General features: G+C 60.5%; 11 protein-coding genes. 8 read left to right on the top strand and 3 right to left on the bottom strand.

All coding sequences use genetic code 11. The annotated features are described in order from the left end of the window. The first annotated feature begins 112 nt into the window (after nt 1-112). Both ACIPY9_RS06445 and ACIPY9_RS06440 read left to right on the top strand, forming a co-directional pair. Nucleotides 113-1,438 (top strand): sigma-54-dependent transcriptional regulator, encoded by a 1,326-nt coding sequence (locus tag ACIPY9_RS06445; protein WP_400698221.1) that lies wholly within the window; start codon nt 113-115, stop codon nt 1,436-1,438. Nucleotides 1,439-1,457: 19 nt separating this feature from the next. Continuing rightward, complete coding sequence (locus tag ACIPY9_RS06440; protein ID WP_400698219.1) at nt 1,458-1,796, top strand: GlpM family protein; 339 nt, start codon at nt 1,458-1,460, stop codon at nt 1,794-1,796. 110 nt (nt 1,797-1,906) lie between these two features. Here the strand turns inward: ACIPY9_RS06440 and ACIPY9_RS06435 are convergent, their stop codons facing one another. Next, entirely contained in the window at nt 1,907-2,506 is a 600-nt protein-coding gene (locus ACIPY9_RS06435) for a GntR family transcriptional regulator (protein WP_400698334.1), read from the bottom strand. Between the two features lie 318 nt (nt 2,507-2,824). Here ACIPY9_RS06435 and ACIPY9_RS06430 point away from each other — a divergent pair, with 318 nt between their 5' ends. The 6 genes from ACIPY9_RS06430 (at nt 2,825) to ACIPY9_RS06405 (ending at nt 10,378) form a co-directional block, all read left to right on the top strand. Next, entirely contained in the window at nt 2,825-4,057 is a 1,233-nt protein-coding gene (locus ACIPY9_RS06430; protein WP_400698217.1) for an NRAMP family divalent metal transporter, read from the top strand. A 20-nt stretch (nt 4,058-4,077) separates the two neighbouring features. Beyond that, the gene (locus tag ACIPY9_RS06425; RefSeq protein WP_400698214.1) at nt 4,078-4,836 is read left to right on the top strand and encodes a LamB/YcsF family protein; all 759 of its coding nucleotides are present in this window, start codon (nt 4,078-4,080) and stop codon (nt 4,834-4,836) included. A gap of 8 nt (nt 4,837-4,844) precedes the next feature. Further along, nucleotides 4,845-5,639: a putative hydro-lyase gene (locus tag ACIPY9_RS06420; protein ID WP_400698211.1), complete on the top strand. Its 795-nt coding sequence runs from the start codon at nt 4,845-4,847 to the stop codon at nt 5,637-5,639. Nucleotides 5,640-5,648: 9 nt separating this feature from the next. After that, nucleotides 5,649-7,253 carry a 5-oxoprolinase/urea amidolyase family protein gene (locus ACIPY9_RS06415; RefSeq protein ID WP_400698208.1) on the top strand — a complete coding sequence of 535 codons (1,605 nt, stop codon included), beginning with the start codon at nt 5,649-5,651 and terminating at the stop codon, nt 7,251-7,253. Beyond that, nucleotides 7,250-8,986 carry an acetyl/propionyl/methylcrotonyl-CoA carboxylase subunit alpha gene (locus ACIPY9_RS06410; protein ID WP_400698206.1) on the top strand — a complete coding sequence of 579 codons (1,737 nt, stop codon included), beginning with the start codon at nt 7,250-7,252 and terminating at the stop codon, nt 8,984-8,986. The genes ACIPY9_RS06415 and ACIPY9_RS06410 overlap by 4 nt, the downstream gene beginning before the upstream one ends. A gap of 150 nt (nt 8,987-9,136) precedes the next feature. After that, nucleotides 9,137-10,378 (top strand): OprD family porin, encoded by a 1,242-nt coding sequence (locus tag ACIPY9_RS06405; RefSeq protein ID WP_400698203.1) that lies wholly within the window; start codon nt 9,137-9,139, stop codon nt 10,376-10,378. 163 nt (nt 10,379-10,541) lie between these two features. Here the strand turns inward: ACIPY9_RS06405 and ACIPY9_RS06400 are convergent, their stop codons facing one another. Together ACIPY9_RS06400 and ACIPY9_RS06395 are read right to left on the bottom strand one after the other, a co-directional pair. Then, the gene (locus ACIPY9_RS06400) at nt 10,542-11,195 is read right to left on the bottom strand and encodes a DsbA family oxidoreductase (protein WP_400698200.1); all 654 of its coding nucleotides are present in this window, start codon (nt 11,193-11,195) and stop codon (nt 10,542-10,544) included. 46 nt (nt 11,196-11,241) lie between these two features. Then, nucleotides 11,242-12,234, bottom strand: a complete 993-nt coding sequence (locus tag ACIPY9_RS06395; RefSeq protein ID WP_400698197.1) for an alpha/beta fold hydrolase — start codon at nt 12,232-12,234, stop codon at nt 11,242-11,244. Nucleotides 12,235-12,253: the final 19 nt, after the last annotated feature.

Here is a 12,253-nt window from a genome sequence, read left to right as displayed (position 1 = left end):
CTCTCGCACGTCAAATACCTTTCGCGAATGAATTCGCTCCTACAGGGTTGTGGGCGCGAAGGGAATCAGTCGACCTCAAAGGACCTGAGCGATCACCATGAGTAATTCGAAAATGACCACTGATCTGACTGTACTCATCGTCGAAGACGACCCGCATGTGTTGCTCGGCTGCCAACAGGCCCTGGCGCTGGAAGACATTGCCAGCGAAGGCGTCTCCAGTGCCGAGGAAGCCCTGGCGCGCATCGGTGACAACTTTGCCGGCATCGTCATCAGTGACATTCGCCTGCCCGGCATCGACGGGCTGGAATTGCTGAGTCGCCTCAAGGCCCGCGACAGCAGCCTGCCCGTGGTGCTGATTACCGGGCACGGCGATATCTCCATGGCGGTCAATGCCATGCGTGACGGCGCTTATGACTTCATGGAAAAACCCTTTTCGCCGGAACGACTGGTCGATGTCGCCCGTCGCGCCCTGGAGCAGCGCGGGCTGGCGCGGGAAGTCTGGTCCCTGCGCAAGCAACTGGCCGAACGCAACTCGCTGGAAGGCAAGATCATCGGTCGCTCGCCCGCCATGCAGAACCTGCGGGCACTGATCGCCAATATTGCCGACACCTCGGCCAATGTGCTGATCGAGGGCGAAACCGGCACCGGCAAGGAACTGGTCGCACGCTGCCTGCATGATTTCAGTCGCCGCACCAAGAATCAGTTCGTGGCCCTGAACTGCGGCGGGCTGGCGGAAAGCCTGTTCGAGTCGGAAATCTTCGGCCATGAAGCCAATGCCTTCACCGGTGCGGGCAAGCGCCGGATCGGCAAGATCGAACACGCCCACAACGGCACGCTGTTCCTCGATGAAGTGGAAAGCATGCCGATCAACCTGCAGATCAAGCTGTTGCGGGTCTTGCAGGAGCGGACTCTGGAACGGCTGGGCTCCAACCAGAACGTCGAGGTGGATTGCCGGGTCATCGCAGCGACCAAGTCCGACCTCAATGAATTGAGCAAGGCCAGCCAGTTCCGCAGTGACCTGTATTACCGCCTCAATGTCGTCACCCTGGAATTGCCGCCCTTGCGTGAGCGTCGCGAAGACATCCTGCAATTGTTCGAGCACTTTCTGCAGTTGTCTTCACTGCGCTTCGACCGCGAACCGCCGCAACTGGATCGACAGACAGCCTCGGCCTTGATGAGCCATGACTGGCCCGGTAATGTGCGCGAGCTGCGCAACGTGGCCGAGCGCTACGCTCTGGGCCTGCCAGCCTTCAAGAAATCCGATAACGCCGACAGCCAGAGCCTGGGCTTTGCAGAGGCCGTGGAAGCCTTCGAGAAAAGCCTGCTGCGCGAAGCGTTGCAACGCAGCGGCGGCAACCTCAGCCAGGCCAGCCAGGAGCTGGGCATGGCCAAGACCACGCTGTTCGACAAGGTCAAGAAATACGGGCTGCAAGCCTGATACTGAACGGGAATACATAGTGGATCTGCTACTCAAGGCCCTGCTGGGCGCAGCCGTTGTCGTGATTCTGGCCGCACTGGCCAAGACCCGAAACTATTACATCGCAGGGCTGGTGCCGCTGTTTCCGACCTTCGCCCTGATTGCGCACTACATCGTCGGCAAGGGCCGTTCGCTGGATGATCTGAAAACCACCATCCTGTTCGGCATGTGGTCGATCATCCCCTACTTCGTCTATCTGGCCGCCCTGTACTTGCTGGTGGACCGCTGGCGGCTGGAAGTGTCGCTGGCACTGGCGGCGCTTGCCTGGCTGGTGGCTGCCAGCCTGCTGGTGACATTCTGGGTACGCTTTCACGGCTGATGACACCGTAGGAGCGGATTTATCCGCGAAAACTTCATTTCAGACGCAACATGCCTTGCGAATGTACCGGCTTCTTCGCGAATGAATTCGCTCCTACCGATCCCTAGAATCTAGCGCTTCATGCTGCGTTCATAGGCCGCCAGCACGGTCCGCTCGGATTGCACCAGGTAGGTTTCGAGCATGACCGTCGCCTCCTCGACCCGCCCTTCTTCGACGCAATTCAGAATCGCGGCGTTCATGTCCAGGTAAGGCACGTGCAGGAATTCGGGGTCATCAAGCACGCCGAAGGCCAGGCGCAGTTCCGCTGATATCTGTCCGTAGAACACCACCAGCCGCGGGCTGTCGGCCAGTTCGACAATGGCCTTGTGGAACATCATGTTGGCGGTACCGACCGCCACCCAGTCCTTGTTTTCACGGCCGCGAATACCGGCTTCGACCGCTTCGCGCATTTTCAGCGCGCCCGGATGCAGCGGGAAAGCCTGGGCAATGGCCTTGCATTCGATAAAGCGGCGCACGCGATAGATGTCGATGATCGACGCCATATCGGGCTCGGCCACGGTCACGCCACGATTGGGTTCGTGCTTGAGCAACCCTTCACGGGTCAGGACTCTGAACGCTTCTCTCAAGGTATTACGGGAAATATCCAGGCTCTCGGCCAGTGCCGCTTCGGACAGGCGCTGACCCGGAACCAGCTCGCCTTCGACCAGCATTCGGCGGATTTCCTGGGTGATGGTTTCTCCCAACGTGCGAGGAAGGGAGGGAGAAGCGTCGTTCATGAGCAATCCAGAATGAAGAAAACTGGCAGATGTTCCCTGAGAGCTTAGTGCGTGGCAAGGCACAAGCATGTCGCCTGCTTCATTAAGTAGCGCGCACGGGTTAAAGGGTAACAATATGGTGCAAATAGCTCACACATACAGATAACATTGTTCAACAATGTTTTGTTGATACGCCTACATATCAGCGCCATTTACAGGTCATTGGCACGCTCATTGCTCAAGCAAGGTACCTCCCACCGTAGGATTGATGCCGTGACACAGACCGCTCATGACTTCACCAAGGCGCGCCGCTCTTCTCTGATCGCCGCGATCTTCATGATGGCGACCTCCGCCATCGGTCCGGGTTTTCTGACCCAGACTGCTACGTTCACCGCCACACTCGGTGCCGCATTCGCCTTTGGCATCCTGGCTTCGATCCTGATCGACTTTGTCGTTCAACTGAATGTCTGGCGTATCGTCACCCTGACCCGCATGCGCGCATCCGATCTGGCCAATGCGGCCATTCCGGGCAGCGGTTATCTGCTGGCCGTACTGGTCATCTGTGGCGGTCTGGTGTTCATGCTGGGTAACATTGCCGGTGCGGGCCTGGGCTTGAATGCCCTGACCGGCCTCGATCCCAAATGGGGAGGCCTGCTAAGCGCACTGCTTGCCATTGCGATCTTCTCGTCCCACCGGGCGGGTGTTGCCATGGACCGCATCATGATTGTGCTGGGCCTCCTGAAAGTGGGCCTGATCCTTTTTGCGGCCTTCGCGACTCATCCCCCACTGGGTGAAGCCCTGCGGCAAACGGTATTGCCCGATTTCATCGACTTTGCCGCCATCACCACCATCGTCGGCGGCACCGTCGGGGGCTACATCACCTATGCCGGTGCTCACCGCCTGCTCGATCGCGGCACCGTGGGAGTGGAAAATATCGAAGCAGTGTCCAAAGCTGCGCTGACAGGCATTCTGGTCACCGGCGTTGCCCGCTACGTCCTGTTTCTGGCTATCCTCGGCGTGGTGGCCAGTGGCGTTGTCATCGATGTGTCCGGCCAGGGCGCAAACCCTGCGGCCCAGGCCTTCCATGCGGCCGCCGGCGATATCGGCATGATGATGTTCGGCCTGGTGCTGTGGGCCGCCGGCATCAGCAGTGTGATCGGTGCATCCTATACGACGATGTCCTTCACCACCGTGTTCTCGAAACGCATCACCGAGCGCGTGCGCAACCTGGCCACCGTCGGCTTCATTGTCATCACCGTATCGGTGTATATGGCCATCGGCAAACCACCGGCGGCGCTGCTGGTGTTCGCGGGCGGTTTCAACGGTTTGATTCTGCCGCTCGGCCTGAGCATTTTCATGTACGTTGGCTGGCGCCGTTCCGATCTCATGGACGGCTATCACTACCCACGCTGGCTGCTGGTGCTGGGCGTGCTGACCTGCTTGCTGTCGTGGTTCATGGCATTCAAGTCGGCCGGTGCCATCTTTGCCTTTATCAACGCAGCCTGATCTCAACGGAGACCCTATAGATGCGTAGCATTGACCTGAACAGCGACCTTGGCGAAAGCTTTGGTGCCTGGAGCATGGGCGACGATGCGGCGGTTCTCGAAATCGTCAGCAGCGCCAACGTCGCCTGCGGCTTTCACGCCGGTGATCCGGCAGGGATTCTGCGAACCCTGGAGGCTGCTGCCGCTCGCGGCGTGGCCATCGGTGCCCATGTAGCCTACCCGGACCTGGTCGGGTTCGGGCGACGCAACATGGATGTGCCCTCCGGGCAACTGACGGCCGATGTGATCTACCAGATCGGTGCATTGCAGGGGCTGGCACGCAGCGTGGGGACACGAGTGAGTTACGTCAAACCCCATGGCGCGTTGTACAACACCATCGCTGGCGAACCACGCCAGGCAGCGGCGGTGATCCAGGCGCTGCTGCGCATCGACCCGCAACTGAAACTGGTGTGCCTGGCCAACTCGCCATTGCTCGGCTGGGCCCGTGAGGCAGGCCTGCCCTGTGTGGCCGAGGCCTTCGCCGACCGTGCCTATACAGCCGAGGGCACACTGGTATCACGCTCGCGGCCAGGGGCTGTGCTGCACGATCCCGAACTGATCGCTCAACGCATGTTGCGTCTGGTGCGCGACGGGGTCATCGAAGCCGAGGACGGCAGCCTGATCAACCTGGAAGCCGATTCGATCTGTGTGCATGGCGACAACCACGACGCGGTCGCCATCGCCCGCAATCTGAAAACCCGCCTGCTCGAAGCGGGCGTCACGATCAGCGCATTTACCTGAGGTTGACCATGAACGCACTCCAGCAGGCCCGTGAGGCCGCCGTTGCCGCCCGTGCCCGTTATCGCGCAGGCGCCGTTGCTCCGACAGCAGGCCAGGCGCCCGGTCTGACCCAGGCCAACATGATTTCCCTGCCCCGGGAATGGGCTTATGACTTTCTGTTGTTTGCCCAACGCAACCCACAGGCCTGCCCGGTGCTCGATGTCACCGAGCCAGGCAGCCACAGCACATTCCTGGCCGAGCAGGCCGACCTGCGCACCGACCTGCCTCTGTATCGGGTCTGGCGCGACGGGCAACTGGCCGGGGAAGTGAGCGATGCCACTGAGCTCTGGGCAGAACACAGCGATCTGGTCAGCTTCCTGATCGGTTGCAGCTTCAGTTTTGAAACCGACTTGTTGAACGCCGGTATCGATGTGCGGCACATCAGTGAAGGCTGCAACGTGCCGATGTATCGCACCAACCGTGCCTGCCGGCCTGCCGGACGCCTGCAAGGCGAAATGGTGGTTTCGATGCGTCCCATCGCGGCCGACCGGGTCGCCGATGCGGCGAAAATCACCGCGCGCTATCCGGGTGTGCATGGTGCTCCGGTACACGTCGGTGAACCGGCCTTGCTCGGTATCCAGGACATTTCGCGTCCGGATTTCGGCGATGCGGTCAGCATCAAGCCCGGTGAGATCCCGGTGTTCTGGGCCTGTGGCGTGACCCCGCAGGCGGTGGTCATGGCCTCTCGCGTGCCATTTGCCATTTCCCATGCACCGGGCCACATGTTCATTACCGACATTCCCGACAGCTACTACCACGTATAGGAGTGGATCATGCGTTTCTATCCGGTCAGCCTGGATGCACTTCTGGTTGAGTTGGCGAACCTGGACGAGACCCTTGCCCTGTTCGACTCGTTACAGCAGGAGCCCATTGCCGGCGTACAGGAAATCATTCCTGCCGCACGCACGGTGCTCGTGCACTTTCGTCCCTCGGCCATCAGCCGTGAGGCGCTGGCTGCGCGGATTGCAGCGCGCAATGTCCACGGTTCGGTTCGAGAAGCAGGCAAGCTGATCGAGATTGCGGTGCATTACAACGGCGAAGACCTGGCCGATGTGGCCCGTGAACTGGACACCAGTGTCGAGGACGTGATCCAGCGCCACACCGGCAGCGATTACAACGTGGCCTTCTGTGGTTTTGCGCCGGGCTTCGCCTATCTCAGCGGCGGTGCCGGATTCATGGTGCCGCGCCGCACGACGCCACGCACCCGCATTCCGGCAGGTGCCGTAGCCCTGGCGGGCGGTTTCAGCGGGGTCTACCCACAGGCCAGCCCTGGCGGCTGGCAGATCATCGGCGTGACCGAGACCAAAATGTGGGACCTGGAGCGTGACGAACCTGCCCTGCTACAGCCGGGTTATCGCGTTCGTTTTCAAGATGCCGGTCCCTTGCCGACCCGAAACGTTTCAGTGACGGTGCCAGACCGTCAACCGGCGGCACCTGTCACCGGCGACGTTCTGGAAATCGTTTCTCCCGGCCTGCAAACCCTGTTGCAGGACCTCGGACGTCATGGTCGTGCCGGGCAAGGCGTATCGGCGTCCGGTGCCATGGATCAGGGCGCATTGCGCGCCGCCAACCGTGCGGTGGGCAACGACCCGGCAAGCGCTTGCCTGGAAATTCTCATGGGGGGGCTGACATTCGTTTGCCACGGCCAGGCCTTGATCGCAATAACAGGCGCTACCGCAGCGATAGAAGTGCATACCGCCGAAGGACGGCTGCTGCGCCCGGCACTCTACACGCCGTTCGCCTTGCAGGACGGTGACCGGGTCAGTATCGATGCGCCCAGCGCCGGCCTGCGTAACTACCTGGCGATTCGTGGCGGCTTCACCCATGCGCCCGTGCTGGGCAGCCTGTCCACCGACACCCTGGCCCATGTCGGACCGGCACCGCTGGCGGCCGGCGACCGTCTTGGATTCCAGCAGCGAGTCGGCGGGCTTGCGGTATCCGTCACCGAGCAAGCGGCGTTCGAGATGCCGCGCTCCGATCAAGTCATCACGCTGGATGTCGTCATGGGCCCGCGCAGCGACTGGTTCACTCCAGAGGCCCAGGCACTGCTGGCCGAACAGACCTGGCGGGTCACGCCGCAGTCGAACCGCATCGGTATTCGTCTGGCGGGCGATCAGTCACTGGAACGTGCGATTGGCGGTGAGTTGCCCAGCGAAGGCACCACCGTCGGCTCCATTCAGGTTCCGCCCAGCGGCCAACCCGTATTGTTCCTGGCCGATCATCCTCTGACCGGTGGCTACCCGGTCATTGGCGTCGTAGCGCCGTATCACCTGGACCTCGCCGGTCAGATCCCGGTCAATTCACGCATTCGTTTCAAACCGCTGGGCGCCTTTGAGCCCGTGCGGCCTGCCCTTTCAGACGAGACCAACAACCCATGAAAAAGGTTCTGATTGCCAACCGTGGCGAAATTGCCGTCCGTATCGCCCGCGCCTGTCGCGACTACGGCATCTCTTCAGTGGCGGTGTATGCCGATGCCGATATCGATGCGCTGCATGTACGCCAGGCCGACGAAGCCTATGCGTTGCATGGCGAACGCCCTGCCGACAGCTACCTGAACATCGACAAGCTGCTGGCCGTCGCAGCCCGCGCCGGTGCTGACGCGGTGCACCCCGGTTATGGCTTTCTCTCGGAACGCGCCGACTTCGCCCGCGCCGTGATCGATGCCGGCCTGACCTGGATCGGCCCGGACCCGAGCACCATCGACGCGCTGGGCGACAAGGTCCAGGCCCGCCGTATTGCCCTGAAAGTCGGCGCACCGCTGGTGGCGGGCACCGAAGACCCGGTGAAAGATGCCAGCGAAGTGATCGCCTTTGCCGAACAGCATGGCTTGCCAATCGCCATCAAGGCGGCATTCGGCGGCGGTGGCCGCGGCCTGAAAGTGGCCTGGAAACTCGATGAAGTCGGCGAGCTGTACGAGTCAGCAGTGCGTGAAGCCGTGGCAGCCTTTGGCCGTGGCGAATGTTTTGTCGAACGCTTTCTGGATCGCCCTCGGCATATCGAGGCCCAGATCATCGCCGATCGTCATGGCCGGGTAGTGGTAGTCGGTACACGCGACTGCTCGTTGCAGCGACGCAATCAGAAACTGATCGAAGAAGCCCCTGCGCCTTATCTCGACGATGCCTTGCGCCAGCGCATTCACGATTCGGCACGCGACATCTGCGCCGAGGCGGGTTATGTCGGGGCAGGCACTGTGGAGTTCCTGCTCAGCGGTGATGGCACCCTGTCGTTCCTTGAGGTCAACACCCGCCTGCAGGTGGAGCATCCCGTTACCGAGGAAACCAGTGGCGTCGATCTGGTCATCGAGCAGTTGCGGGTTGCCGAAGGCCTGCCTCTGTCGTTTGAAGGCACGCCAACGCCTCGCGGCCACAGCTTTGAATTCCGCATCAACGCCGAAGATGCCGGCAACGGTTTCCTGCCGACGCCAGGCCCCATCGAGCTGTTCCAGGCGCCATCCGGTCCGGGTGTCCGGCTGGATACCGGCGTGGTCGAAGGCTCCCGCGTGTCACCGAACTTCGACTCGATGATTGCCAAGCTGATCGTCACCGGTGCGACCCGCGAGCAGGCCATCCGCCGCGCCCGCCGTGCCCTGGCCGAGTTCCGTGTGGACGGCGTGGCGACGGTGCTGCCGTTCCACCGGGCAGTCATGGACCATGACGACTTCACCGCTGCCGATACCTTCGCCGTGCATACCCGCTGGATCGAAACCGATTTCGCCGAACAGGTGACCATCGCTCCGCGCAACACCGCTGCGACTGATCCGGGGGTATTGCGCACCTTCGTCGAGATCGACGGCAAGCGTCATGAGCTGGGGCTGCCAGCGGCACTTCTGCGTGGCATCAGCCTGAACACGGAAGCGCCCGAAGCTCGCGTGGCCACAACCGAAGCCAGCGATCCGCAAGCGGTCGTCACGCCGGTCGCAGGCAATCTGCATGCCTGGGTTGTCGCGGACGGCGAATCCGTGGAAGCCGGGCAAGTCATCGCGGTAATGGAAGCGATGAAAATGGAAACGTCGATCCTGGCGCCTTGTGCCGGTCAATTGAAGATTGCCGAACAACCCGGTCGTTACTTTGACGCCAAGACCAAAGTGGCACGCATCGAACTTATAAGTTAATTCAACAGTTCCATCACGCCCAAGTTACGCGCAACCGGTTAATCACCCGGTTGCTGCGTGCTGCCCGCAATAATGTTTATGCCGACATTGCAACACCTATAAAAACAAACCGTATCGATTAAATCTGCCATTACCTGGAGTATCACGGAAATGTCGATCAACAAGACTTTTGCAATGGTCAGTACCTGCGCACTGGTTTTTCCTCTTACGGCCTCGGCGGACTTCATTGCCGATAGCAAGGCCAGTGTCGAATTGCGTAACTTCTACTTCGACCGCGACTTTCGCAATGGACCACCCACCACCCAACGAGACTCGGCCCGGGAATGGGCACAGGGTGCGATGCTCAAGTTCGAGTCGGGTTACACCGCGGGAACGCTGGGACTGGGCGTCGATGCCCTCGGCATGCTCGGCCTCAAGCTGGATGGCGGCGACGGTTCGGGTGGCACGGGCTTGCTTCCCGCCGACCTGAGTTCCAGAAACAGCCGCGGCTCACAGGACGAATATTCCAAACTGGAGCTGACAGCCAAGGCCAAACTGTCCGAAACCGTGCTCAAGGTCGGCTCGCTGGCCTTCAGGACGCCCGTGGTGTCGAGCAATGACACACGCTTGCTGCCATCGACCTTTGAAGGCGCCATGCTGACCTCCAAAGAGATCGACCGGCTGGTGTTACAGGGTGGCAAGCTGGAACAGATCAAATTCAACAGTTCCTCGGATTACCAGGACTTCACCGGCAACCGTATCGGCGGAGTCAGTGACAACTTCCGCTTTGCAGGCGGCACCTACAATTTCAGCAAGGCATTCAGTACCAGCCTGTACTACGGCAATCTGGAGAACGTCTATCGGCAGTTCTTCGGGGGTGTGGTCTATGAAGTTCCACTGGCGGACAAACAGTCACTGAAGTTTGATCTTCGTTACTCGAAAAGTACCGAAGACGGTAACTTTCGCAATCTCGATAACCGGGCGGCGAACGGCATGGTTTCCTACACGCTGGGCTCCAGTGTGTTCAGTGCAGCCTACCAGCGCATGAGTGGCGATGACCCGTTTCCTTACATCGCCAATACCGACCCTTATCTGGTCAACTTCGTCCAGATCAATGACTTTGCGAACATCGACGAACGTTCGTGGCAAGTGCGCTATGACTACAACTTCGCCGCGCTGGGCATTCCCGGCCTGACCTTCATGAGCCGTTATGTCAGCGGCGATAATGTGCAGGTGTCGGGCAGCCATTCGGGCAAGGAGTGGGAGCGCAACACCGATATCGGTTATGTCATCCAGAGTGGTTCATTGAAGAACCTGGGCATCAAGGTCAGGAATGCCACGGTTCGCTCGACCTTCGGCAATGACCTGGATGAAACCCGGCTGATCCTGAGTTACACCCTGGCCTTGTGGTAGAACCTGGACTTGAGGACGGTGCAGGCGGGAAGGCGGTATTTCCAACGGTAAAGAGTCGTTGGATGTGCAGCTCTCTTCGCGGTTAAAACCGCTCCTGCGCGTAGGAGCGGTTTTAACCGCGAAGAGGTTGGCAGGTATGCAATCTTCGCGAATGAATTCGCTCCTACCCGTTGCTCCGTTCGCTCAGGATCTGTCGGATTGCACCGACAAACACATCGACCGGCTGACCACCGGACACCGCATACTGATCGTTGAACACGATGGTCGGCACCGAGCTGACGCCTCGCGAGGTCCAGAGTTGTTCGGCCTCGCGTACTTCGGCGGCGTATTCGTTGCTGTTCAGGATGGCCTCGGCGCGCAGTCGGTCCAGCCCGACCTTCTGAGCGATACTGGCCAGAACCTGATGACTGGAAGGGTCTGCAAGGTCCGTGAAATACGCCGAGAACAAGGCTTGTTTCAAGGCTTGCTGCTTGCCTTCCAGCTCTGCCCAGTGCAACAGGCGATGGGCGTCGAAGGTGTTATAGATACGTCGTTCGCCCTGACTGAACACAAACCCCAGCTCCGCACCGCGAGCTCGGATGTTTTCATGAATGTCTTTTATCTGCTCCGGTGTGGAACCGTATTTCTCGGCAATGTGCTCCTTGATGTCCTGGCCTTCGGCAGCCATGTTCGGGTTCAGCTCGAACGGCTGAAAATGAATCTGCGCCCGAACCTCATCGCCCAGCGCGACAAGTGCCTGTTCCAGCGCACGCAGGCCAATGACACACCACGGGCAGGAAATGTCGGAAACGAAGTCGATTTTCAGGGGAGTGGTCATGGTGACGCTCGCACTTGGCAGAAAATGACCACCATACACGCCTGACTTACAGCTGCGCCATATGCCTGCCGTCTTCGTGCTGCGCCTTGAGATAAGGCAGCACCGCGGCCAGCAGCGGTGCCTTGAAGGCTTCCTGAAAGCGATGTGCCAGACCGGGAATCAAACGCAGCTGGCTGCCCTGGATATGCGCAGCGACATGCACGCCATGCATGACCGGCAGCAATGGATCGGCCGTCCCATGCACCACCAGAACTGGTAGACGCAGGCGATTGAGCAGTTCGACCCGGCTGGGCTCAGCCAGAATCGCGGTGATCTGGCGCTTTACGCCTTCGGGGTTGAAGGCCCGGTCATAGGAGGCGGCGGCCTGTTGCAACAGCACGGCCCGATCGTCATGAACCTGTGGACTGCCCAGCGCGGCCAGCAAATCCGCCTGTTGTTCGATGGCCACTTCCCGGTTCGGCGCACCACGGCGCGCCAGCAATTGCAGCAGGGCGGCATTGGGCATCGGCAGGCCCTGGGCACCGGAGCTGGTCATGATAAGGGTCAGGCTTTCGATGCGTTGCGGTGCGAGGTCGGCCAGATGCTGAGCGATCATCCCGCCCATGCTCGCACCCAGCACATGAAACTGTTGAACGTGCAGGGCATCCATCAGGCCCAGCGCGTCGTCGGCCATGTCCGTCAGGGAATACGGAGACGATACCGGCAGCCCCAGCTTGTAACGCAGCACTTCATAGGTGAGGTTGGCCTCGGCCGGTGGCTGTACCCAGCTCGACAGACCGACATCACGGTTGTCGTAGCGGATCACCCGATAGCCCTGCTGACAGAGGGCAGCCACCACCTCGTCGGGCCAGTGGATCAGTTGCCCGCCAAGCCCCATGACCAGCAGCAAGGCCGGGTCGGATTCATTGCCGATGCTTTGATAGGCAATCCGTACTTCCTTGAGTTCGGCCACCTGTACAGGAACGCTGACATCACATATTGAGGCCGCAAAAGACGGCAAGCCGCACAGAAGCGCGGCCAGGAAAAGTAAAACCCGCATGAAAAACACCAAAAAACAG

It is taken from the genome of Pseudomonas sp. NPDC089734 (genome assembly GCF_044748865.1).
Taxonomy (GTDB): Bacteria; Pseudomonadota; Gammaproteobacteria; order Pseudomonadales; family Pseudomonadaceae; genus Aquipseudomonas.
Note: the sequence above shows the minus strand (reverse complement) of the source record. Positions and strands in the feature narration are given on the sequence as shown.